Source organism: Pelomonas sp. Root405, from assembly GCF_001425165.1.
GTDB lineage: Bacteria > Pseudomonadota > Gammaproteobacteria > Burkholderiales > Burkholderiaceae_C > Pelomonas.
Genome location: NZ_LMDU01000015.1, coordinates 18,804 through 41,860, shown reverse-complemented (window position 1 = coordinate 41,860; position 23,057 = coordinate 18,804). Strand labels below are relative to the sequence as shown.

Here is a 23,057-nt window from a genome sequence, read left to right as displayed (position 1 = left end):
GGCCCCCGTGAACGTCCGCAGCGCACTTCCCGGCGAACACGAAGCGCTCTCGGCACTCGCCTTCGCGTCCAAGGCGCATTGGGGTTACGCGAGCGAGCAGCTTCGGGCCTGGAGAAGCGACCTCACGTTCACGCCCGACACCATTTCGGCGCGGCCCACGTTCGTCGCCGAAGGCGAGGCCGGCGCGCTTGTCGGCGTCGTCCAGCTCAACCCGTCCGTCGAGCCTTGGGAGCTCGATGCGCTTTGGGTTCACCCCGGCGCGGTCGGGCTCGGCGTCGGGCGAGCGCTCCTTGGCCAGGCACTTCTGGTTGCACGCCAGGCTGGGCGATCCGAGGTGGCCATCGACGCTGACCCCAACGCCGAGGGCTTTTACCTCCGCTGCGGCGCCAGGCGGGTCGGTGAGCTGGCTGCGCCACTGGCCGGACAACCGCACCGCATCCGCCCTCAACTCAGGCTGGCCACGCGCGCTGAAGCCCGCACCGCGATATGCCCACCCCGTTGACAGCCAAGCTCGGCATCAAAGCCGGCTCACGGTCCATTCTCATTGGCGCCCCGCAAGACGTCAGCGAAGTCCTTTCCAGCGCTGATGCAAAGTTCGTCAAATCGCTGACGGGTGAGTTCCAGTACATCCACCTGTTCGTGATGCGCCAGAAGGCGATGGATTCGAAGTTCCCCAAGCTGAAAGCTCATCTGGCCAACGAGGGCAGCCTTTGGGTTTCCTGGCCAAAGGGCGATGCAGACGACACCGATCTTTCGTTGAAAAAGGTCATCGAGATCGGCTACACCCACGGCTTGGTAGAAAGCAAAACGATCGCTGTCGACACCAAGTGGTCGGCCATCAAGTTCACTTTCCCGAAGAAGGGGAAGCGATACAACAACAGCTACGGCAAGCTGCCCGAGGACTCTTGAATGGGACTGTTGACCTTCAGCATCAATGTCACCCTGGACGGCTGCATCGACCACCAGGAAGGCATCGCCGACGACGAGACGCATGCCTTCTTCACCCGTCTGATGGACGAGGCCGGCGCGATGCTCTGGGGCCGCGTCACTTACGAAATGATGGAGAGCTACTGGCCGGCGGTCGCCCGTGGCGAGGTGCAAGCAGCGCCTGCGATGCGCGAGTGGTCCGCCAAGCTGGAGGCCAAGCCGAAGTACGTGGTGTCCTCGACGCGAACGGACTTCCCGTGGACCCACAGCCACCACATCGCCGGCGACCTGCGCATGGGCGTGCAGCAGCTCAAGGGCGCCACGCCGGACGGCGTGATCCTCGGCAGCGGCAAGCTCGCGGCCGAGCTGGACCGACTGAACCTGATCGACGAGTACAAGTTGCTGGTCCACCCCCGGATCGCCGGCCATGGCCCGACCCTGTTTGAGAGCGGGCTGCCCAGCACCCGGCGGCTCGAGTTGATCGCGGCCAAGCCGCTGCGCAACGGTGCGGTCGCCATGCACTACCGGCGCGGGCGCTGACGCCCTGCGGCGCCGCCTGCGGCTTGCCGGCTTACTGCTTGCGTTGGCGCTGGCGCAGAACCAGGGTCATGCTCAGCAGGCCAGCCAGCATCAGGCCGATGCGGCCGGGCTCGGGCACCAAGGCGGCCTGCTCGACGCCGCTCAGGTTGAGACGCCAGAAGCCGCCCTTCTGGTCGTTGGCATTGACGTCGTAGCTGGGCTGGTTCCAGTCCACCAGCGCGATGGGTGCATCGGCGTCATAGGCGAAGCCGTCGCCGAGCGAGGCGCCCAGCGACGTGTTGGACGCCGCGTTCAGTACCAGTCGATAGCTGCCGGCTCCGGCGGCCGTGAACTGCAGGCCGGCGTCGTAGTAGCCGGCGCCGGCATTGATGGCGCTGCCGCCGTCGTCGTCTTCGAGAACGATGTTGCCGCCGCTGGTCAGGAAGAGCTGCGGGTCGAAGTTCAGGCCCGACTGCCAGGAGTCCGTCCACAGGTTGACGGTGCTGCCGGCGGCGACCTGGAAGTCGATGACGATCTTGTCGTTGTGGTTGACAGCCTGGCCCGAGAAGCTCAGGTCGGCGGCTTGGGCGCCCACTGACAGGGCGGCGGCGAGCAGGGTGAGGGTGTTCTTCATGGTCGTTGTTCTCGTCGATCAGGGTGCCAGGGCGGGCGGGTTGGCGCGGGGCGTCGTCTGCGCCGAGGGGCGCAGATGGTTCTCGCCGGTGCGCACTTCAAAGGCGGTGGCAAAGGTCTCGATGTTGCTGGGGCTGGCCACCGTGTCCACGTACCACCACTCGCCGACGACGCGGTCGCGGTTGACGTCCATCAGCATGTAGCCGCGGCGGGTCAGCTGCACGTACTTGAAGTGCGGGTTGTAGAAGCGGATGGCGCCCGCGATGGCGCCCGTCGTGTCGGTGTCGATGCCGGGTGACGAGACCGAGGTGCCAACGAATTCCACGCCCAGCGAGCCAGCGCCGGTCGTCTTGTCGTAGGCCGCCGGGTTGTAGGGGTTGGGGTGCAGGTCGGCGGCCCAGCTGCTGTGGATGTCGCCGGTCAGCACGACGAGGTTGTCGACCTTCGAGTGGGCCATGTCGCCCTGGATGGCGGCGTACAGGCGGTTGCGCGCAGGCTCGTAGCCGTCCCACTGGTCGCCGTTGATGAAGTACAGGCCCGGGTCGGTCGCCTGGTTGGCGCCGGGCGCTTTGAGCTGCGCAAACATGACGCCCTGGCCCAGCAGCTTCCAGCGCGCGGGCGTGGTGCGCAGGCGGTTGATGAGCCAGGCTTGCTGCGCCTCGCCCAGCAGCGTGCGGCTGGCGTCGCCATAGCCGGGGTCGGTGATGGCAAAGCCGGGGCCGAAGGCGGTGACATGCGTGGCGGCCGTCAGCTGCTGCGAGCGGGCGCTGAGGCGCTGCTCCAGCATCAGCAGCTCGGCCAGGTCGCCGTAGGCGAAACCACGCTGGTTCTCGCGCAGGTTGGCCACATTGACGGGCCGCACCGGCATCCATTCGTAGTAGGCCTGCAAGCCGGCGGCGACGCGGGCGTTCCAGTCGCCCTCGGTGCCGGGCTGGTGGTTCTGCGCGCCGCTCTTCCAGGCGTCGTTGGTGATCTCGTGGTCGTCCCAGATGGCGACCAGCGGATGCTGGCGGTGCATGGCCTGGGAGTCGGCGTCGCGCTTGTACTGGGCGTGGCGCATGCGGTAGTCGGCCAGCGTCACCATCTCGTGGGCCGGCTCGGGCGTGCGCACATTGCCGTACTGGCCGGGGCCGTATTCGTAGAGGTAGTCGCCCAGGTGCATGACCAGGTCGAGGTCTGCGCGGGCCGCGATGCGGCCATAGGCGTTGAAGTAGCCGTAGGCATGGTTGGAGCAGCTCACAACGGCCATGCGCAGGCTTTGCGCGCCGGTGGTCGGCAGGGTCTTGGTGCGGCCGACGGGGCTGGTCGCGCCCTCGGCGCTGAACTGGTAGTAGTAGGTCGTCGCAGGCTTGAGGCCGGCGGGGTCGACCTTGACGGTGTAGTCGCGGCCAGGATTGGTCTTGGCACTGCCGCGCCGCACGACCTGGGTCAGCGTCGGGTCGGTGGCAATGACATAGGTCACCGTGACGGCGGGCTTGGGCGCCGCCGGCGTCACGCGCGTCCACAGGATGACGCGGTCGCTCAGCGGGTCGCCGCTGGCCACGCCATGCTGGAAGACCGTGTTGGTGGCGGCTTGCGCGCCCAGCGGCAGCAGCGCGGGCGCGGCCGCAAGCGCCATCGTGCCGGCGCCGGAGCGCTTGAAGAACTCGCGACGGCTGCTGCCGGGGCGGACGGGCTGGACTTTGATGGGACGACCCATGGATGACCTCGCTGAAAGTGGTCGCGACTATCGCGACGGCATGTGACCGCCTTGAGACAGGGCAACCATGGGCCGGCGCTGCGGGAGTGCGTCCTTATCATTTGCAGCCATGGCCCTCGCCCACACCAAGACCCGCGCACCGCGCCCGCGTGCCGGCCTGCTGCTGCCGCGGCCGGCCCTGCTGGCGGCGGTGCAGCAGGCGCTCGACGCCCATCGGGTGCTCCTGCTGTGTGCGCCGGCCGGTTACGGCAAGACGGCGCTGCTGACCCAGGCGCTGGCCGATGTGCCCGGCGACTGGGCCGTCGCCTGGGTCGCATTGGACGAGGGCGATGACCTGGGCCGCCTGCTGGACTGCCTGTTCGCCGCGCTGGAGCCGTTCGATCCGCCCTGGCGCACGGCGCCCGAGGGTCTGCGTGACACCGCGCTGCGCGGAGGCCCCGAGATCGTCACCGCCGCCGACGCCATGCTGAACGCGCTGGAGGCCTGCGAGGTAGACCGCGGTCTCATCGTGCTGGACGACGTGCATCACCTCGTCGACCCCGCCTCGTTGCAGTTCCTGGACCGCTGGCTGGCCCGAATGGGCGAGCGCTGGCGCCTGGTGCTGAGCGCCCGCCACGAGCCGGCGTTGCGCCTGGCGCGGTTGCGCGCCACGGGCGAACTGGCCGACCTCGGGCCGGCCGAACTGGCGCTGGCGCGCAGCGAGGTTGCGCAGCTGGCCCAGGCCGCGGGCCTGGACGACAGCGCCGCCGCCGGCCTGTACGAGCGCTGCCAGGGCTGGCCCGCTGGCTTGCGCCTCGCATTGGGGGCTGGCCAGCGCCTGCCGGCCGCCATCGACCGCGCCACCTTCGACTACCTCGCTGCCGAAGTGCTGGACCGGCTGGAGCCCGGCCTGCGCGCCTTCCTGCTGCGCACCAGCGTGCTGCACGAGCTCGACGCTGCGCGCTGCCAGGCGCTGGGCGAGGACGCGCACGCGGCGCAATGGCTGGCTGAGATGGAGCGGCTGGCCCTGTTTGTCACCGTCGTCGACCTGGCGCCGCACACGCTGCGCCTGCACCAACTGTTCCGCGACATGCTGCAGCAGCGCCTGCGCCAGGAGCAGCCCGACCTGCACCGCCAGCTGCTGGAACGTGCGGCCCTGCTGGAGACCGACGCGCTGCGCCGCCAGGGCCTGTTGCTGGCTGCCGGCCGCCCCGAACGCGCGGCCGAGCTGCTGCTGGCCGACGGCGCTCTGCTGATGAACCAGCTCGGCGCGCAAGGCCTGCTGGACCTGACGCGCCGCTTCGACACGGCCTTTGCCGAGTCCAATCCCGAGTTGCACCGCGTGAAGGCACTGTCGCTGTGGGTGCTGTGGGAGGCGCAGCAGGCGGAGTGGCACTTGAGCCGCGCCGAGTCGCTGTTCACGGCGCGCGGCGACGAGGCCGGGCTGCGCTCCTCGCGCGCGCACCGCAGCATCCTGCTCATCGCGCAGGGTCGCCTGCACGAGGCCGAGGCCCTGCTGCGCGACCTCGACCCCTTCGCGCTCAGTGGCGAGCTGCGCCGGTTGACGCTGCTGGGCCGCACCTGGCATGCGCTGGAGAGCTGCCGCTTCGACGCCGTGGCGCCGCTGTTCGATGCCCTCGTTGCGGAGCTGCTGCAGCAGTCGTCGCTGGAAGCCTGGTACACGGGCTCGCCGGCGCCGCGCCAGATCAGCTGCCACGGCATGGCGCCCGCCATGGATCGCTGGTACCGCGGCGCGATGCAGGTGTTGGGCGACCGGCCGCTGCCCTTCGGCGTCAACGCCCACATGGCGCAGGCCTGGAACCTGTTCTGGCAGGGGCGGCTGGTCGAGTCGCAGCAGCTGCTGGCCCGCGCCGAGGCCGACGCGGCCTGGTTCGGGCGCCTCATCATTGCGCGAAACCATGGCCAGGCGCTTCATGCGCTGCTGGACTTGATCGCCGGCCGGCACGAGTCGGCCCTGCACCTGATGCGGCTGCGCCTAGCCGAACATGTGCCGGGCTATGGCGCCTGGGGCGAATGGCACGCCACCTTCTTCATGAGCCGCATGGCTGCCGCCTGCGGTGACCGCGCGGCGCTGTCCGACGGCCTGGAGCGCCTGGCGCGTGTCGGTGCCAACCTCAGCGACCTGGCAATGCCCTACCGGCCGCGGCCGCTGCTCGGCCTGCAGGCCCAGCTCGCGGCGCTGGACGGCCGGCGCGGCGAGGCCATCGCCGCCTGGCGCGGGCTGCTGGCCGACGGCGAAAGCGGCGACCTGCTCGGCCAGTTGAACGAAGCCCGCCTGCGCCTGGCCGCGGCGCTGCTGGCGGGCGGCGACCGCGCCGGCGCCGCGCAAGCCCTGGCACCGGCCCTGGCGCGGCGCGAGCCCGGCGGCCTGATGTGGGCCGTGCCGCTGCTGCTGCAGATGGCGGCCGAGGACTGGAGCGGCTTGCTCGACGCCGCGGACGTCGCGCGCCTGCGCAGCTGGGCCGAGGGGGTGCGACCCGCCACCGTGGCCATGGTCGAAGCCGCCGCGGCGCCGGTGGACGAGCGCCTGTCGCAGCGCGAGGCCGAAGTCATCGCGCAGATCGCCGCCGGCGCCAGCAACAAGCACATCGCTCGCGCGCTCGACCTCAGCCCCCACACCGTCAAGCGGCATGTGGCCAACATCCTCGACAAGCTCGGCCTCAACTCACGCGGCGAGGCCGCTGCATGGTGGCGCGACCGTCAGGCTTCCACCAGGCCGGGCACGCTGGCCTGATCCAGCGTCCGGCACAGCTTGGCCCAGGCCGTGTCGTTCAGCAGCGAACGCGCCGACGCCAGCACCGGCGCCTGCACCGCCGGGGGCAGGCTGCCGATGACCAGGGCGCGCTCGGCCGGCGTCAGCGCCGGGATCATCCAGCGCAGCGTCTCGCTCATCTCGCGCGGGCCGATGCTGGCCATGATGCGGCCGTGGATCTCCGTCAATTCGGCGTCGCTGTAGGCCGCCCACAGCGCCTGGTTGTGGCGGCTTTCCTCCACGGCCATGTGCTCGAAGTTGTGCGCGACGAAGGCCGCGAGGCGCCGGTACAGGCGCTGCGCCGCGGCGGCTGACGGCATCGCGCGCAGCGCGGCCGATTCGGCGCGCAGCGTGGCGATGGTGTCGAGATGCTCCTCGTGCTCGGCATCGATGGCCGCGCTGGCGCCAGCGCGGCGGGCCTCGATGGCGGGGTGGACGAACGCGTTCTCCTTGTCGACGTGGTGCTGGGCGGCGTCCAGCAGCGCGTCGAGCTGGCCCAGCGTGCCGGCCAAGTCCAGCGGGTCGTCGATGTCAATGCGGCTCAGCTGCTGCAGCGTGTCCGTCATGAACAGGCGCAGCGCCTTGTGGATGTGGGCGTAGAGGTCGAGGCGGGGCAGGGCGGTCATCGGTAACTCCGTTGAAGTGATGGACGCCAGTGTTCCGACGCGCACCTCAGCTGCCATCGCCCTGACGGGCCAGCGCCGGAGAGCCATCGCGATGGCCTTCGTCATGGCTCTTTGGTATTCCTCACATTGGCCCGTTGGGGCGATGGCCGCTCCGGTGCCGCTCGGCACAGTGCGCAGCCATGCAACGCCTCGCCCTTCTTCTGCTCTGCGCCGCCGCCCCCGTCTGGGCGACGCTGCCCGAGCGCCTGAGCCAGACCGGCCTGGGTGAGGCCCAGGTGCGCGCGTTCGAGCCGCGCTTTGCGCTGTGGTCCGACGGTGCGACGAAGCGGCGCTGGATCGCGCTGCCGCCGGGCGCTCAGGTCGACGCGAGCCAGCCCGACGCCTGGCGCTTTCCCGTCGGCACGCGGCTGTGGAAAGAGTTCAGCGTCGACGGCCAGCCGGTCGAGACACGCCACTTCGTACTGGTCGCCGACGGCCGCTGGGAGTTCGCCAGCTATGTCTGGAACGGTGCCGACGCGGTCAAGGCGCCTGCACGTGGCCAGGTGCTGACGCTGCCGGGTGGCCGGCGCTATGACGTGCCCTCGGTGGGCGACTGCATGGCCTGCCACGCCGGCGCGCGCAGCCCGGTGCTGGGCTTTGCGGCACTGCAGCTCGGTCCGGCCGTGCCGGCGTTGCTGCGCGATGGCCTGCTGAAAAACGCACCCGGCGCCTGGGCGACACAAGCGCCCGATTTCATCGCCGCCGGCGCGCCGGAACAGGCGGCACGCGGCTACCTGCACGCCAACTGCGGCCACTGCCATTTCCAAGGCGGCGTGCCGGTGCCGTTGCGGCTGGCGCTGGACGTCGGCCAGCCGCCGGCGGCCGTCGATGCCGCCGCGGTGCTGAGGCGCGCCGGCACCCGCAACCCCTACCAGCAGATGCCGCCCCTGGGCACCCGCGAGGTCGACGCCACGGGCCTGGCGCTGCTGGCCCATCACTTCAACAAACCGGAGAACCGCCCATGAAAATTCTGATCCCCGTGCTGCTCCTGGTGCTGGCCGGCGCTGCCCAGGCCGCCGACCGCATTGAGCGCGGCCGCTACCTCGTCGCCACCAGCGGCTGCACCGACTGCCATACGCCGATGAAGATGGGCGCCCACGGCCCCGAGCCCGATCAGGCGCGGCGGCTGTCGGGCCACCCGCAAGCCTTCGTGGTCAGCGCACCCGCGGCGTTGCCGCCGGGGCCGTGGATGGTCGCCATCGCCGCCACCGGCACCGCCTATGCCGGGCCCTGGGGCCTGAGCTTCGCGGCCAACCTGACGCCGGACGACGAGACCGGCCTGGGCCGCTGGAGCGAGGCCGACTTCCTGCAGACCATCCGCACCGGCCGCCACCTCGGCCGCGGCCGGCCGGTGCTGCCGCCCATGCCCATCCCCGTCTACAGCCAGATGACGGACGACGACCTGAAGGCCGTGTTCGCCTACCTGAAATCGCTGCCGCCCATCCGCAACCAGGTGCCCGAGCCCGTGGCACCGGCCCAACGCTGACTCAATCCATCCAACGCAAGGAGTTCCTCATGAAGCGCTTCATCTCTTCGGCCCCGCTGGGCCTGTTTTCCGCCCTCGTCACCGCCGTTGGCCTGGTCGCCGCGGGCACGTTGAGCCTGCCGTCGGAGGCCTTCGCAGCGGCGTCGCCCTGCGACGACAGGCCGGCGCTGCAGCAACGGCTGGACGACTTCGACGCGCGCTGGAACGCCAGCGACGCCTGGGGCCTGACGGCGCAGTTCGCGATGGACGGCAGCCTGGGCGCTTCCGGTGAGGTGGGGCGCCAGGCGGTGTACCGCCAGCTGATCGAGCGCCTGGGGCGTTCGCAGCAGCCGCGCCAGACGCGCGTGCTGCGCGCCTCGAATGTGGGCCAGGCCTGCCTGGTGGACGTGATGGTGCGCAGCGGCGAGCGTCAGGAGGCGGGGCTGTTCTTGCTGGCGCACAACCGCGACGGCGGCATCGTTGCGATGCGCTGACCTGCCACAAGGAAAAGCCCCTCCCGGCGTGACCCGGTCGGGGCAAAAAAGCGCTTCACGCCGCCGGGGACGCACCGGCAAAGGTGCGTGGGGCTGCGGCGTTCATCACAGCGCATTTGGCTTCCACGAGCGTCACCCGGGGGTGGCGCGTTGCGGGCCGGAACTCGTGCTTTTCATGGTCGCGGACGGCTCGCGGTGCCGTCTCGCCAGGGGCCGCAACGTTGCCGGGGGCCATGCACTGGTGACGGGCTGAATCATCGGCGCACAGCCCACGGATGAAGCGGTGATCAGCCGGTGCCGGCCCGGCTTTTTCAGGTCAGTGAACGTGAGACTCCATCCGTGCCGGTACCACCTGCAACCGCACTGCCGGCGCGCGTGGCTTGGGGCTGGCAACACTGGGCCGCTCCGCCCAGTTCCACTCGCCCTGCGTGCATACCTGCCGCACTTGGAACCACAGCTCGCCGGCTTCGGCCGGCAGCGAGGCGCGAAGCACGAACTCGTCGTACCAGCCGTCCGGAAGGTGGTCGGTCTCGCTATTCGCCGTCCAGCGCACCTCGGCCAGTTCGTCGGTGACGGTCTTGCCATGGCTGTCGTGTGGCGTCTTCAGCGGCCGGCGCTTTGTCGTCAGCGTCCAGCCGGCTTTCGGCATGGGCTTGGCGCCGCGCAGCGCGGCTTCGGGCAGCGTGACGACGATCTCCTTCGTCGCCGCGCCGTCACAGCCGTGGCCAACCTTGAAGGCGGCGCGGTAGCTGGTGCCGGCCGGGGCTTCGGGCTGATCTAGCGCCACGTGGGCGTGGGCGCTCGCGGCGGCGAGCAGCATCATGAGAGCGGTCTGTTTCACAGGTCGAACCTCAGGTTGGCCAGCACCGTGCGGCCTGGGTAGGGGTGGAAGTTCCAGTACTCGGCGCCGTTCAGGTTGTCCACGCCGAGGCTGGCGCTCCACTGGCGGTTGATGCGCCAGGCGACTTTGATGTCGGCCATGAAGTAGCGGCTGAAACCCTGGTAGGCCATGCCGTTGAAGTCGGCATTGTTGAGATTGCCGTATTGCCGGCTTCCGTAGCGGGCGCCCAGGCTGGCGTCGAGTGCCGGCGTGATCGCGTAGCTGACCAGCGCGCTGGCCCGCCAGCGCGGCACGCGCGGTTGCTGTTTGCCCAACGTGTCGCCCGCCGTGGCGACGAAGCCGGCGTTGGCCTTGATCGTCGAGTCGGCATAGGTGAGGCTGGCCTGCCAGCGCCAGGCCTTGCCCACGTCGCCGCGGCCGGCCAGCTCCAGCCCCAGCGTCTCGATGCGGCGGATGTTCTGCACGCTGGACACCGCCCGGCCGTTGATGATGCTGGCCTGGCTGTAGAGCGCATCGCGCGTGTCCTCGTGGAAGACGGTGGCGCGCAGCTCGGCCGCTTCGGCATGCCACAGCGCCGACAGCTCGCGGGTCCAGCCGCGCTCGGCCTTGAGGTCAGGGTTGGTGACGGGGTCGCCCTCGACGTAGGCGCCGGTGCTGCTGACGCCGCCCTGGAACAACTCACCCACGGTGGGCCAGCGCACGGCGCGGCCGAAACTGACGCGCAGGTCCAGCGCGTCGCTGATGGCCCAGCCGAGCGCGGCCTTGGGCGACAGGGCGGTCTCGCGGCGGTTGGCGTAGCTCACCGTCTGGCTGGTGGCCGCCGTCTTGCTGCCGTTCTGCGCCTGCCAGGTTTCATGCCGCAGGCCCAGCACCGCGCGCAGCTCAGGGGCCAGGTCCAGCACGCGCTGGGCGAAGGCGCTCGTCAGCGTCGTCTCGCCCTCGAAGGCGGTGAAAGGCGTCAGCGTGCCCTCGTTCAGCCAGTCGCTGGCGTTGTCCACGCGCTGGCGCCAGACATGGTGATCACGCTGCAGGCCGCCCTCCCAGCCGCGCGCCGAGGCCTTGGCGGCCAGCGTCGTCCAGCCGCTGCCGTCCAGCCGCGTGATGCGGCCCCGGCCCCCGGTGCGCGCAAGCGGCTGGGCGCTGCGGTCCTTGGCGTAGTCGAGGTGGCTGGCAGCGAGTTCCCAGTCCACGCCATCGGCGGCGCTGCGCTTAAGCGTGGCGCCGACGATGCGGTGCTCTGCCTCGTCGTGGGTCAGCCCGAACTCGTTGGCAGCCAGCATGTAGCCATGGCCGTCGATGCTGACGGGGCCGCTGGTGACGGCATTGCCAGCCGCGTCGCGCAGCCAGCTGCGGCTGATGGCGTTGCCGGTGTTACGCCACAGGCCCAGCAAGGCCTGCGCGCGCAATTCAGAAGTGGGCTGCCAAGCCAGGCGCAGCTTCCCTTGGTCTTGCACGGTGTGCATCTGTGTGGCTGAGCCCAGCAGCCACCACGGCTGGCCGAAGCGGTCCTGGCCGGCCACGGCGCCGGTCACCGGCGCGGCGTTGGAAGCCGGCGCCGTGGTGGCGACGGCGCGGGTCGGGAAGGTCAGCGGCTGGCCTTCGTTGTCGTGGCGCGAGAGGCTGAGCCACCAGCTCCAGTTGCCGGTCTTGTTGCCCAGCGACGCACTGGCTTGGCGGCCCTGGTAGCTCGTGTCATCGCCGCCATGGCGCCAGCGCTGCGAATACATGCCGACCTCGGCATGGGCCTCGAAGGCCTGCGGCCGCCGCGTCTGGTAGTCGACAACGGCGCCGACCGAGTTTCCGCTGTAGGCTGCCGAGAACGGTCCGTACAGAACGTCCACGCGTGCGATCTCCTCGGCACCGATGAGGCCCCAGCGCGGCGTGAAGGCGGCGCCGTTGCCCAGCAGGTTGGCGAGCGGAATGCCGTCGACGAAGACCAGCGCCCGCGCGCTGTTGCCCGTGCCCGAGGCGCGGGTGGACAGCACGGCGTGGTTGTAGTCGCCGGGGTAGCGCTTGCGCACCAGCAGGCTGGGCAGGTACTTGAGCGCGTCCTCGGCGTCGGTGGCATTGATGCTGCGCGCGATGTCGGTCGCGGTGACGCCCTCCAGCGTCGTCGGGATGACGGTGGGCAGCGATGTGGAAGCGGCAGCACTGACGGTGACAAGGCCGAGGGCGGTGCGGGTTTGCGGTGGAGCGGTGCGCGGCTCTGGGCCACCGCAGTCATCACAGGCGCGGGCCTGATGAGCAGCCACGGCCAGCGTGCAGATGGCGGCCGCGCGCGCAAGGACAGTCTTGTTCATGGAAATCGTGATCGGAGTCGCGCCGGCGCCCGTTCGGGCGACGGCAAACGCCAAGGCCGTGCGGGCCTTGGCAGGGCGGTGGACTCAGATCAGACCGGGTGGCGCGCGCGCGCTGGCAGGACGCCAGGCGTGGGCGGTGACGGGCGCGGTCCAGAAGCGTTCGGGCGCCTCCAGCGTCAGCGCGCTGTTCAATGGCAGCTGCGGCGGCACGGGCGGTGCCGCAAGGTCGGTCGTGCCCAGATGGCAGGCCGGGCAATGTCCTTCGGTCAGCAGCTTGAGTGCCGTACCGCCGGGCTCTGCGGCCTGGCCCGGCTGTGCCGTTGCGGACGGTGCGCGGCAGACGTCCTGCCAGGTGGAGAAGTCCCCGCGCGCATGCGCCAGCGCCGTGCCGATGCCCGGCGCCAGCATGGCCAGCAGAAGCACGGCCGCCAGCCACCAGGTGTGGCGGCGAGCGCGGGCGCGGAACTGGGCGGTCATGGGGTGCGGATTCTAGGCGCGCGTCTGAGCGGCGTTGCGCGTGCCGGCCCCGCCATACCGCTGGACAGCGCTGCTTAAGATGCCCTCGTGCTGGCGCGCAATGCGCCGGCCCAGGGAGGATCCATGAACGACGAACTGCACCGACGCGGCCTGCTGGCCTGGGCCGGGTTGGCGGCGCTGGGCAGCAGCGCCGGCGTGTTGGCGGACGAGGCACCCCTTGCCTCGCCGGACCGCGTGGCGCCCGATGCGTCCTTGGGCCAGGCGCTGGACGGCAAGGCCCTGCGACTCAGCGACTACGAGGGCAGACCGGTCATCGTGTTCTTCTGGGCGTCCTGGTGCCCGTACTGCCGCAACGAGCTGCCGGTGCTGGAACGGCTGCAGGCCAAAACACGTGACCGCATGACCATCGTCGCCGTCAACGTCGAAGAGCGCGCCGTCTTCAAGAAGCTGCAGCGCGTGCTGGCCGACACCACGCAACTGGTGCACACCTACGACCCTGACACGGCCAGCGCCAAGGCCTTTGCCAAGCCGAGCTCGCTGCCGTACACGGTGGTCCTGCGCGCTGACCGCTCGGTCGCGGCGACGCAGAAGGGTTGGGGCGAGGGGAGCGTGGATTTCATCGTCAAGCACGTCAACACCGTGCTGGCCGATGCCAAGACGGGCGACAGGTGAGCCAGCCCGGACCCCGGGCAGGGCCGCTCAGAAGCGGTGCCGCATCCCCAACGAGACGCTGTTGCCGGCCGACTGCCCGGCGACCTTGTCGCTCATGCCCATGAGGTAGACGTCGGTGCGCTTGGACAGCCAGTAGTCGTAGCCCACGGTCCAGGTCTTGCGGCCGGCGCCCGAGCTGGGGCTGATGCGACCGTACTGCGCCAGCAGCTTGCCTGCGCCGATGGGCACGCTGGCGCCGGCCTGGTAGATCTTGAAGTCGATGCGGCGCGTGTCGTTGCTGGCGTCGGCGTACTGGCCGAACAGCTTGACGATGCCGAAGTCATAGGAGCCATGACCCATCAGGACGGTGGTGTCGTCGACGGGGGTGGGGCCGCCGTCCTTCTGGACCTTCTGGTAGGTCAGCGCACCCGCCAGCGGGCCGCGGGTGTAGGTGCCGCTGGCGGCAACGTTGCGGCCACCGGCCCCCTCGCCCGCCGCGACGGCCGCGGCCGCGGTGAAGCCGCTGAAGTTGGGCGAGGTGTAGACGACCGAGTCGCCCCAGCCCGAGTCGCCGGTGACGGTGTTGCTGGTGAAGATGTGGCGGATGGCCGGCGAATAGCCGAAGGAATCGCCGATGGCGTTGAAGTTCAGCGTCGCGATGAACATCAAGTTGGTGTTGCGCCCGACCTTGACGCTTCCCCACGTTTTGCTGGCCAGGCCGACGTTGGCGTTGCGGGCCCAGAAAGGGTCGGTCGCCGAGCGCCCGCTCTGGCCGGCGTCGGCACGCAGAAAGCTTTCGAGCTGGAAGGTGGCAGTCAAGCCGCCGCCCAGGTCTTCGCTGCCGCGAAAGCCGATGAAGCTCGTCGTCATCTTGCCGCTGTCGGCGCTCTTGAGGCTGGCCGCGCTGCCGGCTGCCTTGCTGGTGCCGACGCTCAGGTCGATCAGGCCGAAGGCGGTGACGCTGCTCTGGGCCTGGGCGCTAGTTGCGGCCAGCGCCAGCAGCGTCAGCACGGGGATGGTCTTCTTCATGGGGCTCCTCTGGTTGTAGTCAGGACTGCCCGCGGTGCGCCCAGCCGGTCAGGCGGCGCTCCAGGCGGGCGAAGAGTTCGTACATCGCCATGGCCATCGCGCCGACAACGACCAGTCCGGCGAAGGCCAGGCCCATCTGCATGGACGAGCCGGCCGAGATCAGCAGGTAGCCGATGCCCTCGTTGGAGGCCGTCATCTCCGACACGGTGGTGCCGACGAAGGCGAGCGTGATGGACACCTTCAGCGCGCCGAAAAAGTACGGCATGGAGCGTGGCAAGCCCACCTTGAGCAGCACATCGGTGCGCCGGGCGCCAAGCACGCGCAGCACGTCCTCCAGCTCGGGCTCCAGCGTGGCCAGACCGGTGGCGATGTTGACCATGATGGGGAAGAAGCTGATCAGGAAGGCCGTCAGCACCGCCGGCCCCACGCCGATGCCGAACCACACGACCAGGATGGGCACGAACGCCGCCTTGGGCAGCGCGTTGAAGGCCGTCATCAGCGGGTACATGGCTGAATAGGCCAGCCGCGAGCTGCCCATCAGACAGCCCAGCAGCACGCCGACGACGATGGAAATCGCAAAGCCCAGCATCGTCACCCACCAGGTGCGCCAGGCGTGGCCGAGGATGGTGGCGTGGTGCTCCCAGAACTGCTGCGCGATGCGCGACGGGCTGGGGAAGAGGAACTCCGACACGTCGAACAGGCCGCAAATGCTCTGCCACAGCGCCAGGATGAGGGCGAGCAGCAGCCAGTGCGCGTTCTGCTGCAGGCGGCGGGCCTTCATCGCGCGATCTCCATGCCGGCCTTCTTCAGCGCGCCAATGTGGCCACGCAGCTCGTGGACGATCTCGCCGAACTCGGGCGTGTAGGTCACATCCAGCTCGCGCGGGTGCGGCAGCGGTACCTCGCGCCGCAGCACGATGCGGCCGGGGCTGCGGCTCATCACATAGATGGTGTCGGCCAGGAAGACCGACTCGCGCAAGTCATGCGTGACGAGGATGACGTTGAAGCCCTGCGCCGCCTGCAAGTCGCGCAGGATGCACCACAGCTCCTCGCGCGTGAACGCGTCCAGCGCACCAAAGGGCTCGTCGAGCAGCAGCAGTTGCGGCTCGTGAATCAGCGCGCGGCAAATGCTGGCGCGCTGCTGCATGCCGCCCGACAGCTGCCAGGGGAACTTGTCCTCGTAGCCGGCCAGGCCGACGCGGGCCAGCAGTGCGCGGGCGCGGGCCTCGAACTCCGGGCGCTTGTGCTTCAGCTCAGAGCGGAAGGGCTCGACGATCTCCAGCGGCAGCATGACGTTGGCCAGCGTCGTGCGCCAGGGCAGCAGCGAGGCCGACTGGAAGGCCATGCCGCTGATCTTCAGCGGGCCGTGTACGGTGCGGCCGTCGACGCGGATCTCGCCGCGGGACGGCGGCTTCAGGCCGGTGGCCAGCTTCATGAAGGTGGACTTGCCGCAGCCAGAGGGGCCGACGATGGCGATGAACTCGCCGCGTGCGACCTTCAGGTCGATGGCTTCGACGGCGAACTTGTCCTGCGCCAGCAGCTCGTCGTTGTAGGCCAGCCAGACATCGCGGAAGTCGACAAAGGCTTCCACGGTCACTTCTTCGGCAGGATGTCCAGCTCCGCCGCGCTCGGCAGGAAGCCCCCGTTCCATACCGCGCCCGCGTCCACGCGCGTCTTCGTGGCATAGGCGTCGGACACTTGGCTGGCCATCAGCGTCAGGCGTGGCAGCTTCAACTGGCCGAAGCCTTCAGCGCGTGCATCCGCGCTGGCGATGACGTCGGCAATGGCCATGCGCAGGCGGCGCTTCTCCAGCTCGACATTGATGATGCCGTCGCGCTCCTTGACGAACGCGATAGCGTCGTCGGGCTTGGCCAGCACCTCCTTGGCGCCCTTGGCGAAGGCGCGCAAGAAGGACTTCAGCGCCTCGGGCTTCTCCTTGATGAACTTCGGCGTGGCGATGATGACGTTGCCGTAGAGCTTCACGCCGTTGTCGGCGTAGGGCAGCACCAGCACGTCCGCCGCCTTGGCGCCGCGCGCCTCCAGGTTCAGCAGCGACGTGAACGAGAAGCCGGTGATGGCGTCGACGTTACCGCGCATCAGCATCGTCTCGCGCAGCGGGGGGTCCATGCTGATCCACGTGACGGCGCCCAGCTTGTTGGCCTTGGCCAGGATGGGGAAGCCGCGCCGCCCGGCGTCGAACACCGGCGCGCCGAGCTTCTTGCCGGTCAGGTCGGCCAGGCTCTTGATGCCCGACTTCTTCAGCGCCAGCACCGCGGCCGGCGTGTTGTTGTAGACCACCATGACGGCCACCGGCTTGTTCGGCGCGTCGGGGTTGTTGGCGTGGAACTCCATCAGCGCCGCCAGGTCCGCGAAGCCGATGTCGTAGGCGCCCGAGGCGACCCGCGTGACGGCGCCGCCCGAGCCGTTGCCGGCGTCGATGCTGACGTCCAGCTTCTCGTCCTTGAAATAACCCTTGGCTGCGGGCAGCAGGAACAGGGCCGCCGGGCCTTCAAAGCGCCAGTCGAGCTGGAACTTGATGGAGGTCGTCTGCGCGCTGGCGGTGCCGGCAACGCACAGCTTGAGGGCGACCACGACGCTGGCCAGCCAGCGGCGACGTGCGAGACCTTGCAAGGACATGGGGGCTCCGTTTACCAGGGCGCGCCGGTGCGCCCGTCGAATGAGAGAACGCAATCTCCATGCCACGCGCAGGGCCTGTTCCAGCGCGCCGGCCGCGCGTGCGCGGTGCACGGCCGCACCGCGCCGGCGCGTCCGTCATCCTGGGGTTGTGCTTGGTGGCCCGCGCGGCACACACTGCGGCGATGGATGCCACCCCCGTGCCGCCCCCCAAGCCCTGGCCTGCCCGCATGCTCGGCTGGATGGGCGCCGAGGCGCCCAAGCTGATCGCCAGCATCGTCATTCTGGTGCTGGGCTTCTGGATCAAGGACTCGGTGGACCTGGCCATCAAGCAGCGCCAGCTCGACCTCTCCTACACCAAGGAGATGATGGGCCTGCTGCAGAAGCTCACCGAGGAGGAAGACCTCAACAAGCTGAAGAACGGCGCCGTCGTGCTGGCCTCCTTCGGCGAGCCGGCGCTGCCGGCGCTGCTGATGGAGCTGCGCCGCCCCGACCTGCACGCGGTGGCCGCCACCCTCGGGCTGGAGGCCATGGCCGTGCGCGAGCCCGAGACGCTGTGCCGGGTCTTGCCGCCGCTGCTGCTCAAGCGCAACCAGCACTACGCCATCGGCGCCCACCGCACGCTGCTCAGCCTCATCGGCGACAACGGCTGCCGCAAGGCCCTGCCGCAGCTGCGCCGCTACCGCGACCTCGTCAACGCGGCCGTGGCCGGCAAGCCCGAAGCACTGCGCCAGCGCATCGGCGGCGAGATTGCCGCGCCGGCCGAGGCCTATCCGCGGCTGAAGCAGACGGTGGACGAAGCCATCGCCAACCTGTAGTGATCGCCATGAGAGCTGTCTTGCTTGCCTTGCTGCTGGGCTGTGTCGCCAGCACGCAGGGGGCCGTCGTCAACTGCGCGCCGGCTGCCGGCCGCTTCACGGTGCTGCTCAGCGAGCCCAGCGGCGGCGCGCTGGCCGACCGCGTGGCCGTCGAGCGCTTCCTGAACAAGCTGCAGTTCGAGCTGGACCAGGAGCGCGATGAGCGCTGGATCAATCCCGGCGCCACGCCGGTGGCCTTTCGCGCCTGCCCCAAGCGTGCGCCGGCACTGGACGGCAGCGAGTTCAGCGCCGAGGTCGTCGAGCAGCTCAACGACCAGCGCGTGCTGATGGAGGTCTGGGGCGTCGTCGAGCGCGACGGCACGCCGCCGGCGCTGTCGGCGCAGATCAACTACCTGCTGGTGCCGCTGCGGTTTGCGGCCGACCAGCGCGAGACCGTGCCGGCCGGGTTGCAGCGCCTGCGCTACCCCGAGGCCGGTGCGGCGCCCACGACCGACGCGGTGCAGCTGATCTCCAAGCCGCTCGACCTGGACGCCTTCATCGCCAGCGCGCTGGGCCTGAAGCTGCTGCGTGAACGCGCCTACGAGCCGGCCCATGCCAACCTGTGCCGCGCGCACAGCCTGCTCGGCGCCATGCTCAAGCGCCCCATCACCGGCCGCAGCAAGACCGAGCTGACGGCGTTGCACGGCTTCGTGCAGGAGAGCGCCGGGCGCACGCTGCGCGAGGCGCTGGCCGACGCGGCCTACCCACGCACCGGCCTGCTTCGTCTACAAAAACCGGCGCAGCCCTGCGCGGAGGGCCAGTGATGCGCCGCGCCCTTGCACTCCTGTCGCTGGCTCTGGCCTGCGCGCTGCCGGCGCACGGCATGGACATCCGCGCCTGTTCCGACCCGGTTGTCTTCCGCGGCGCCGCGGTGAATGCACTGGTATTGCCCTGGCGCGCGGATGGCGCGCGCGACGCCGCGGTGGGGGCGGCCAGCCGGCAGATCTCGTCGCTGGCTCACCTGCAGCTGCTGATGGCGATGCTGAAGTACAGCTCCGTGGGGGCCGTGGACCTGGTGGCCGACGGGGGCCGGCAATGCGATGTCGACCGCGTGCTCGCCACCGTCAGCCAGACGGGCACCGGCACCGGCAAGCTGGAGCGCGGCAAGGCCGTGCTGGCCATCTGGGGGCGGCTGTTCGAGCAGGACGGCGAGCTGTTCCTGCAGACCTATCTGCGCTTCGCGCGCCAGGGCGCGCAGGGGCTGACACCCGAGACGATCACGCTGGACTGGGCCGGTGCGAAGTTCGAGGCCGCGCTGCCGGCCCAGGCGTTGTCCTTTGCGCCGCGGCGCATCCGGCTCGACGAGCTGGCCAGCATCGACAAGGCCTCGCGCGCCGCGCTGCAGGTGCGCCAGCAGCCCAGCGACGCCGCGCCCGGCGTGGAGATCGGGCGCTCGGTCCACCAGAGCTTCCCGTATGCCATCGTCGAGGCGCGCGGCGACTGGATGCGCGTGGTACCCATGCGCCCGGGCCTGCCCGCGGGCTGGATGCGCGCTCGCGCGGCCGGCGATGTGGCGGAATGGCAATTGGCCCGCTGGCTGCCCGAGCTGGACTTTGCCGATGCGATGGCCGGCTGGCTGCGCCTGCAGGTCGGCGGCCTGCAACCCGCCGAGCGCGAGCGCGTGGTGCGCGCCGTCGAGGCGGGCCTGACGCGCTACGAAAAGGCGGTGCCGGCCGACCTGGCGCCCAGCGCCTGGGGCCTGGGCGCGGCGCTGCGCGGCCAGATCGCGTGGACGCAGGGCCGCCGCGCCGACGCGGCCGAGCGCTTCAGCGAAGCCCTGCAGCGCCTGCCGGCCAGCGCCGCGGGTACCAACCTGGCTGCGGTGTCCGCGCTGTCAGGCGTCACACCCGATGCCGCCGCCGCGGCGCAGTTGTCGCAACGCCTGCTGGCCGCGCTGGCCCTGTCGCCGCGCGACCCGCAGGTGCTGGGCAACCTGCAGGCGCTGTATGGCGTCTATGCCCAGCGGCCCGACTGGAGCCCGTGGCCGCCGGCCGAGCTGGCCGAGCGCCAGGCGCTGCTGCGTTCAGCGCGCTGAACTGGCCAGGCGGCCGGCCATCTCCGAGGCCACCTCGCGCAGTGTGGTGCTGACATCGGCACTGCCGGCCAGCGCATGCCAGAACGCCTGGGCCGGCTCGCGGGCGCCGCCACTGCGGGCCAGCGCGTCGGGCTCGAAGGCGCTGTAGTCCGCCGCACAGCCCAGCGTGGCATCCGGCCGCCAGCGCATCGGCAGCATGTCGTACACCGGGGCCAGCGTGAAGCGGCCTTTCAGCAGCCCGGTCAGGTCTTCACCGTCGACCCACAGCGCGAGATTGCCGCCGTGCATGTCGGTGTTGCCGATGAGCCGGCCAAAGTCCCACAGCGCTTGCGCGCGGGCGGCGTCCAGCGACGACAGCCGGCGCTGCCCGGCCAGGCCTTGCGCGCTGCGTGGCCAGTTCCAGTAGCCGCCTGGCAGAAAGCCGGCATGTGCTGCTGCGATGGCCACGGCATGGCGCCGGCCGTGGTCGCCCAGACGGTCGAAGCGCTCGCTGAGCAGATACGTGCGACGCGGGCTCGCCACGATGCGGCTGGCCGCCACCGCCACGCCGTGCGCGGCCAACGTGCGCAGTGCCAGGTGCTCGGCGTGCAGCAGGTCGTGCCAACGCTCGCCGAAGGGCGTGCCGCGTGGCGGGGTGAACTTCACCAGCAGCGGCCCGCCACCCTCCTGCCGCGCCAGCAGCTTGGGCTGCTCGCCGCCTGCTGACGAGCCCGCCGGCAGCGTGCCCGCCACGTCGTCTGCCAGCGCATCCAGCGCCGCCGCCAGTGCTGTGGGCGATGCGGGCAGTGCCGGCAGCGCGGTGCCGGGCTGCGGCTCGCCCAAGCTCAATGCACCGCTGCCATCGTGCAGGTGGAGTGCGGCAAACAACTGCGTCTCCAGCGTCCAGGCCGCCGGGTCGGTCGAAATGCCCGGTGCGGCCAGCCGCTGTGCCAGCAGCCGGCCGAGAAAACCCTGTGCCACCAGCGGCGACAGCAGCCAGGGCAACTCGCCCTGGGTGGCAACGCTGACGCCCGGGCCGCCCAGGTGCAGGGTGTCGCTCACCAGCAGCGTGAGCTGGCCGATGCGGCGGGTCTCACCGCTTTGAAGTGTCAGCAGAACGGGTTGCTGCGAAGGTGTGCCGTGAATGGATTGAGACAGGCCGTACCGAGCGGAACGCGCCTGACCCAACGCCACCACCCGGCTGCCCAGGTCGGCCAGGATGCGCGACAGCGTGGGCTGGCTTTTGCCAGTGATGGCTTGCATCTGTGGCGACGACAGCAAGCCGCGTGCCGCCAGTGCGCCAAGTACGAGATGGTGTTCCGTCGTCAGTTCAGCCATCACGACCCTGCTGTTCGTGAATAGATTCTGAATAGATTATAAGAGGCTTTCGGGCAGTCTCCTAGATCGCAAGCATCTCGGCAAGCGTGCGCGCCACGACCTGGGTCGCCCGCTTCAGGTCGTCCAGCACCAGGTGCTCGTCGGCGCGCTTGGCATTGCTCTCCAGCACGGTGCGCGGCCCGGCGCCGTAGATGGCGGCCGGGATGCCATGCGCCGTGTACAGGCGCACGTCGGTGTAGAGCGGCGTGCCGGAGGTCGGGATCTCTTCGCCAAAGATGGCCTGGCCATGCTTTTGCAGCGCGGCCACCAGCGGCGCGGCGCCCGGCAGCGGCTTCATCGAATCGGCCAGCAGCAGGCGCTTGATGTCGAGCTTGATGCCCGCGCTCTGCGCGACCGTGCGCTCGATCAGCGCGCGCACCTCGGCCTCGACAGCCGCCGGGTCCTCCTCGGGAATCATGCGGCGGTCGAGCTTGATGACCACCTTGCCCGGCACGACATTGGTGTTGGATCCGCCCTCGATGCGGCCGACATTCAGGTAGGGGTGGGTGATGCCGGCCACCTCGGAACGGCGCGTCTTCAGCACGTCGTTGTGGGCGTAAAGCGCCGTCAGCAGCTTCGTTGCCGCCTGCAGCGCATCGATGCCCGTGCTCGGGTATGCCGCATGCGAGGCCAGGCCGTGCAGCGTCACTTCCATTTGCAGGCAGCCGTTGTGGGCCGTGACGACCTGGTAGCTGAAACCGGCTGCGATCAGGTAGTCGGGTTTCGTCAGACCTTGCTTCAGCAGCCAGCCGGGGCCAAGTTCACCGCCGAACTCCTCGTCGTAAGTGAAATGCAGCTCGACGGCGCCCTTCAGCGGCAACCCGGAGTTCTTCAGCGCCAGCAGCGCAAACGCGTAGGTCGCGAAGTCGCTCTTGCTGACGGCCGACGCACGGCCATACAGCTTGCCGTCGACGACGTCGGCCGAGTATGGGCCATAGGTCCAGCCTTCACCGGGCGGCACCACGTCGCCATGCGCATTCAGCGCAATCGTCGGGCCGCCTTCACTGAAGCGGTGGCGGACGATGAGGTTGGTGATGGACTGCATGCCGGCGGCCTGCACGTCGGCGGCGGGAACGACGTGCATCTCCACCGTGAAGCCAAGTTCGGCCAGCAGCTCAGCCGTGCACTCGGCATGCGGCGCGTTGTTGCCGGGCGGTGTGTCGGTGGGGATGCGGACGAGTTGCTGTAGGAAACGAACTTCGTCGTCGAAGTTGGCTGCAATCCAACGGTCTGGAGAAGAGGTGGTCATGTCGATGTCGGTGTTGGAAGGTCCAGGCGCCACAGCCATACCTTGCCGACTTCCTCGTTCGGCAGCTCGGCGATGAACTGCATGCCGAGCTTGCGCAGCACGCCATTCGAGGCGTTTGTCTCGGCCAGCGTGTGCGCCTGGACAGCGCGGACAACCGGCCGTGCACGAGCCAAGGCGACCAGGGCTTGAGCAGCTTTCGTCGCATAGCCACGGCCACGGTAGGCTGGCGCGATTTCGTAGCCGATCTCGACGCGGCCTTCGGCATCCGGTGGCCCGGTGAAACCGCCGTTGCCGACTACGCAGCCCACCGCGCGGTCGATGAAGAAGCAGGCTGGCCACTCGGCACCCATGTCGGGCAGGGACGGATCGAAGGCCTCAGGAAACTGCGGCCAGCCGTCTGGCAGGCGCGCCTGAAGCAGTGCCGCGAGCAGTTCGCGCCCAGCGTGGAAGGCCTCGCGATGCGCGGGCAGCATGG

24 protein-coding genes are annotated in these 23,057 nt (G+C 69.9%); 11 read left to right on the top strand and 13 right to left on the bottom strand.

What is annotated here, in order from left to right; all coding sequences use genetic code 11:
• Positions 1-7 precede the first annotated feature (7 nt).
• Genes ASC81_RS21765 through ASC81_RS21755 form a run of 3 tightly spaced genes read left to right on the top strand, consistent with a single transcriptional unit; the run spans position 8 to position 1,467 of the window.
• Positions 8-502, top strand: coding sequence for a GNAT family N-acetyltransferase (locus ASC81_RS21765; RefSeq protein ID WP_200946946.1), 495 nt, complete (start codon positions 8-10; stop codon positions 500-502).
• Positions 487-909 carry a hypothetical protein gene (locus ASC81_RS21760; protein ID WP_056272014.1) on the top strand — a complete coding sequence of 141 codons (423 nt, stop codon included), beginning with the start codon at positions 487-489 and terminating at the stop codon, positions 907-909. The genes ASC81_RS21765 and ASC81_RS21760 overlap by 16 nt, the downstream gene beginning before the upstream one ends.
• Positions 910-1,467 carry a dihydrofolate reductase family protein gene (locus ASC81_RS21755; RefSeq protein ID WP_056272012.1) on the top strand — a complete coding sequence of 186 codons (558 nt, stop codon included), beginning with the start codon at positions 910-912 and terminating at the stop codon, positions 1,465-1,467.
• A gap of 31 nt (positions 1,468-1,498) precedes the next feature.
• Here the strand turns inward: ASC81_RS21755 and ASC81_RS21750 are convergent, their stop codons facing one another.
• Both ASC81_RS21750 and ASC81_RS21745 read right to left on the bottom strand, forming a co-directional pair.
• Entirely contained in the window at positions 1,499-2,080 is a 582-nt protein-coding gene (locus ASC81_RS21750) for a DVUA0089 family protein (protein ID WP_056272009.1), read from the bottom strand.
• Positions 2,081-2,098: 18 nt separating this feature from the next.
• Positions 2,099-3,778: an alkaline phosphatase gene (locus tag ASC81_RS21745; protein ID WP_056272006.1), complete on the bottom strand. Its 1,680-nt coding sequence runs from the start codon at positions 3,776-3,778 to the stop codon at positions 2,099-2,101.
• A gap of 109 nt (positions 3,779-3,887) precedes the next feature.
• Between ASC81_RS21745 and ASC81_RS21740 the strand changes: the two genes are divergently transcribed.
• Positions 3,888-6,512, top strand: a complete 2,625-nt coding sequence (locus tag ASC81_RS21740) for a LuxR C-terminal-related transcriptional regulator (protein WP_056272005.1) — start codon at positions 3,888-3,890, stop codon at positions 6,510-6,512.
• Here ASC81_RS21740 and ASC81_RS21735 read toward each other — a convergent pair.
• Entirely contained in the window at positions 6,479-7,156 is a 678-nt protein-coding gene (locus ASC81_RS21735) for a hemerythrin domain-containing protein (RefSeq protein ID WP_056272002.1), read from the bottom strand. The genes ASC81_RS21740 and ASC81_RS21735 overlap by 34 nt on opposite strands.
• Positions 7,157-7,335: 179 nt before the next feature.
• On the opposite strand from ASC81_RS21735, the gene ASC81_RS21730 reads away from it, so the two are divergent.
• Genes ASC81_RS21730 through ASC81_RS21720 form a run of 3 tightly spaced genes read left to right on the top strand, consistent with a single transcriptional unit; the run spans position 7,336 to position 9,154 of the window.
• Complete coding sequence (locus ASC81_RS21730; RefSeq protein ID WP_056271999.1) at positions 7,336-8,160, top strand: hypothetical protein; 825 nt, start codon at positions 7,336-7,338, stop codon at positions 8,158-8,160.
• A complete protein-coding gene (locus ASC81_RS21725) occupies positions 8,157-8,681 on the top strand; it encodes a c-type cytochrome (protein WP_056271996.1) in 525 nt (174 codons plus the stop codon). Before ASC81_RS21730 ends, ASC81_RS21725 begins: the two co-directional genes overlap by 4 nt.
• A 29-nt stretch (positions 8,682-8,710) precedes the next feature.
• Entirely contained in the window at positions 8,711-9,154 is a 444-nt protein-coding gene (locus ASC81_RS21720) for a hypothetical protein (protein WP_056271993.1), read from the top strand.
• A gap of 316 nt (positions 9,155-9,470) precedes the next feature.
• Here the strand turns inward: ASC81_RS21720 and ASC81_RS21715 are convergent, their stop codons facing one another.
• The 3 genes from ASC81_RS21715 to ASC81_RS21705 form a co-directional block, all read right to left on the bottom strand.
• Complete coding sequence (locus tag ASC81_RS21715; protein WP_235533738.1) at positions 9,471-9,995, bottom strand: YcnI family protein; 525 nt, start codon at positions 9,993-9,995, stop codon at positions 9,471-9,473.
• Positions 9,992-12,295, bottom strand: coding sequence for a TonB-dependent receptor (locus tag ASC81_RS21710; RefSeq protein WP_056271988.1), 2,304 nt, complete (start codon positions 12,293-12,295; stop codon positions 9,992-9,994). The genes ASC81_RS21715 and ASC81_RS21710 overlap by 4 nt, the downstream gene beginning before the upstream one ends.
• An 84-nt stretch (positions 12,296-12,379) precedes the next feature.
• A complete protein-coding gene (locus ASC81_RS21705) occupies positions 12,380-12,772 on the bottom strand; it encodes a DUF2946 family protein (RefSeq protein ID WP_056271985.1) in 393 nt (130 codons plus the stop codon).
• 123 nt (positions 12,773-12,895) lie between these two features.
• Here ASC81_RS21705 and ASC81_RS21700 point away from each other — a divergent pair, with 123 nt between their 5' ends.
• Positions 12,896-13,444: a TlpA disulfide reductase family protein gene (locus tag ASC81_RS21700; protein ID WP_056271983.1), complete on the top strand. Its 549-nt coding sequence runs from the start codon at positions 12,896-12,898 to the stop codon at positions 13,442-13,444.
• A 27-nt stretch (positions 13,445-13,471) separates the two neighbouring features.
• Here the strand turns inward: ASC81_RS21700 and ASC81_RS21695 are convergent, their stop codons facing one another.
• The 4 genes from ASC81_RS21695 to ASC81_RS21680 are packed head-to-tail and all read right to left on the bottom strand — an operon-like array spanning position 13,472 to position 17,088.
• A complete protein-coding gene (locus ASC81_RS21695) occupies positions 13,472-14,452 on the bottom strand; it encodes a porin (protein ID WP_056271980.1) in 981 nt (326 codons plus the stop codon).
• A gap of 19 nt (positions 14,453-14,471) precedes the next feature.
• A complete protein-coding gene (locus tag ASC81_RS21690) occupies positions 14,472-15,233 on the bottom strand; it encodes an ABC transporter permease (RefSeq protein ID WP_056271978.1) in 762 nt (253 codons plus the stop codon).
• The gene (locus ASC81_RS21685) at positions 15,230-16,042 is read right to left on the bottom strand and encodes an ABC transporter ATP-binding protein (protein WP_056272517.1); all 813 of its coding nucleotides are present in this window, start codon (positions 16,040-16,042) and stop codon (positions 15,230-15,232) included. Before ASC81_RS21685 ends, ASC81_RS21690 begins: the two co-directional genes overlap by 4 nt.
• A 2-nt stretch (positions 16,043-16,044) precedes the next feature.
• Positions 16,045-17,088 carry an ABC transporter substrate-binding protein gene (locus ASC81_RS21680; RefSeq protein WP_056271976.1) on the bottom strand — a complete coding sequence of 348 codons (1,044 nt, stop codon included), beginning with the start codon at positions 17,086-17,088 and terminating at the stop codon, positions 16,045-16,047.
• A 182-nt stretch (positions 17,089-17,270) separates the two neighbouring features.
• Between ASC81_RS21680 and ASC81_RS21675 the strand changes: the two genes are divergently transcribed.
• Genes ASC81_RS21675 through ASC81_RS21665 form a run of 3 tightly spaced genes read left to right on the top strand, consistent with a single transcriptional unit; the run spans position 17,271 to position 19,977 of the window.
• On the top strand, positions 17,271-17,903 hold the full coding sequence (locus ASC81_RS21675; RefSeq protein WP_056271973.1) for a hypothetical protein: 633 nt from the start codon (positions 17,271-17,273) through the stop codon (positions 17,901-17,903).
• An 8-nt stretch (positions 17,904-17,911) separates the two neighbouring features.
• Positions 17,912-18,706 (top strand): hypothetical protein, encoded by a 795-nt coding sequence (locus tag ASC81_RS21670; protein WP_156392350.1) that lies wholly within the window; start codon positions 17,912-17,914, stop codon positions 18,704-18,706.
• The gene (locus ASC81_RS21665) at positions 18,706-19,977 is read left to right on the top strand and encodes a hypothetical protein (protein ID WP_056271968.1); all 1,272 of its coding nucleotides are present in this window, start codon (positions 18,706-18,708) and stop codon (positions 19,975-19,977) included. Before ASC81_RS21670 ends, ASC81_RS21665 begins: the two co-directional genes overlap by 1 nt.
• Here the strand turns inward: ASC81_RS21665 and ASC81_RS21660 are convergent.
• The 3 genes from ASC81_RS21660 to ASC81_RS27975 form a co-directional block, all read right to left on the bottom strand.
• Positions 19,966-21,294, bottom strand: a complete 1,329-nt coding sequence (locus ASC81_RS21660; RefSeq protein ID WP_056271965.1) for a HipA domain-containing protein — start codon at positions 21,292-21,294, stop codon at positions 19,966-19,968. The genes ASC81_RS21665 and ASC81_RS21660 overlap by 12 nt on opposite strands.
• Positions 21,295-21,355: 61 nt before the next feature.
• The gene (locus ASC81_RS21655; RefSeq protein ID WP_056271962.1) at positions 21,356-22,582 is read right to left on the bottom strand and encodes an ArgE/DapE family deacylase; all 1,227 of its coding nucleotides are present in this window, start codon (positions 22,580-22,582) and stop codon (positions 21,356-21,358) included.
• Positions 22,579-23,055 carry a GNAT family N-acetyltransferase gene (locus ASC81_RS27975; RefSeq protein WP_255354457.1) on the bottom strand — a complete coding sequence of 159 codons (477 nt, stop codon included), beginning with the start codon at positions 23,053-23,055 and terminating at the stop codon, positions 22,579-22,581. The genes ASC81_RS21655 and ASC81_RS27975 overlap by 4 nt, the downstream gene beginning before the upstream one ends.
• Positions 23,056-23,057: the final 2 nt, after the last annotated feature.

Coding starts and splice junctions, on each gene's coding strand:
- ASC81_RS21760 (WP_056272014.1), top strand. CDS start 487: ATGCCCACCCCGTTGACAGCCAAGCTCGGCATCAAAGCCGGCTCACGG.
- ASC81_RS21755 (WP_056272012.1), top strand. CDS start 910: ATGGGACTGTTGACCTTCAGCATCAATGTCACCCTGGACGGCTGCATC.
- ASC81_RS21750 (WP_056272009.1), bottom strand. CDS start 2,080: ATGAAGAACACCCTCACCCTGCTCGCCGCCGCCCTGTCAGTGGGCGCC.
- ASC81_RS21745 (WP_056272006.1), bottom strand. CDS start 3,778: ATGGGTCGTCCCATCAAAGTCCAGCCCGTCCGCCCCGGCAGCAGCCGT.
- ASC81_RS21740 (WP_056272005.1), top strand. CDS start 3,888: ATGGCCCTCGCCCACACCAAGACCCGCGCACCGCGCCCGCGTGCCGGC.
- ASC81_RS21735 (WP_056272002.1), bottom strand. CDS start 7,156: ATGACCGCCCTGCCCCGCCTCGACCTCTACGCCCACATCCACAAGGCG.
- ASC81_RS21730 (WP_056271999.1), top strand. CDS start 7,336: ATGCAACGCCTCGCCCTTCTTCTGCTCTGCGCCGCCGCCCCCGTCTGG.
- ASC81_RS21725 (WP_056271996.1), top strand. CDS start 8,157: ATGAAAATTCTGATCCCCGTGCTGCTCCTGGTGCTGGCCGGCGCTGCC.
- ASC81_RS21720 (WP_056271993.1), top strand. CDS start 8,711: ATGAAGCGCTTCATCTCTTCGGCCCCGCTGGGCCTGTTTTCCGCCCTC.
- ASC81_RS21710 (WP_056271988.1), bottom strand. CDS start 12,295: ATGAACAAGACTGTCCTTGCGCGCGCGGCCGCCATCTGCACGCTGGCC.
- ASC81_RS21705 (WP_056271985.1), bottom strand. CDS start 12,772: ATGACCGCCCAGTTCCGCGCCCGCGCTCGCCGCCACACCTGGTGGCTG.
- ASC81_RS21700 (WP_056271983.1), top strand. CDS start 12,896: ATGAACGACGAACTGCACCGACGCGGCCTGCTGGCCTGGGCCGGGTTG.
- ASC81_RS21695 (WP_056271980.1), bottom strand. CDS start 14,452: ATGAAGAAGACCATCCCCGTGCTGACGCTGCTGGCGCTGGCCGCAACT.
- ASC81_RS21690 (WP_056271978.1), bottom strand. CDS start 15,233: ATGAAGGCCCGCCGCCTGCAGCAGAACGCGCACTGGCTGCTGCTCGCC.
- ASC81_RS21680 (WP_056271976.1), bottom strand. CDS start 17,088: ATGTCCTTGCAAGGTCTCGCACGTCGCCGCTGGCTGGCCAGCGTCGTG.
- ASC81_RS21675 (WP_056271973.1), top strand. CDS start 17,271: ATGGATGCCACCCCCGTGCCGCCCCCCAAGCCCTGGCCTGCCCGCATG.
- ASC81_RS21670 (WP_156392350.1), top strand. CDS start 17,912: ATGAGAGCTGTCTTGCTTGCCTTGCTGCTGGGCTGTGTCGCCAGCACG.
- ASC81_RS21665 (WP_056271968.1), top strand. CDS start 18,706: ATGCGCCGCGCCCTTGCACTCCTGTCGCTGGCTCTGGCCTGCGCGCTG.
- ASC81_RS21660 (WP_056271965.1), bottom strand. CDS start 21,294: ATGGCTGAACTGACGACGGAACACCATCTCGTACTTGGCGCACTGGCG.
- ASC81_RS21655 (WP_056271962.1), bottom strand. CDS start 22,582: ATGACCACCTCTTCTCCAGACCGTTGGATTGCAGCCAACTTCGACGAC.
- ASC81_RS27975 (WP_255354457.1), bottom strand. CDS start 23,055: ATGCTGCCCGCGCATCGCGAGGCCTTCCACGCTGGGCGCGAACTGCTC.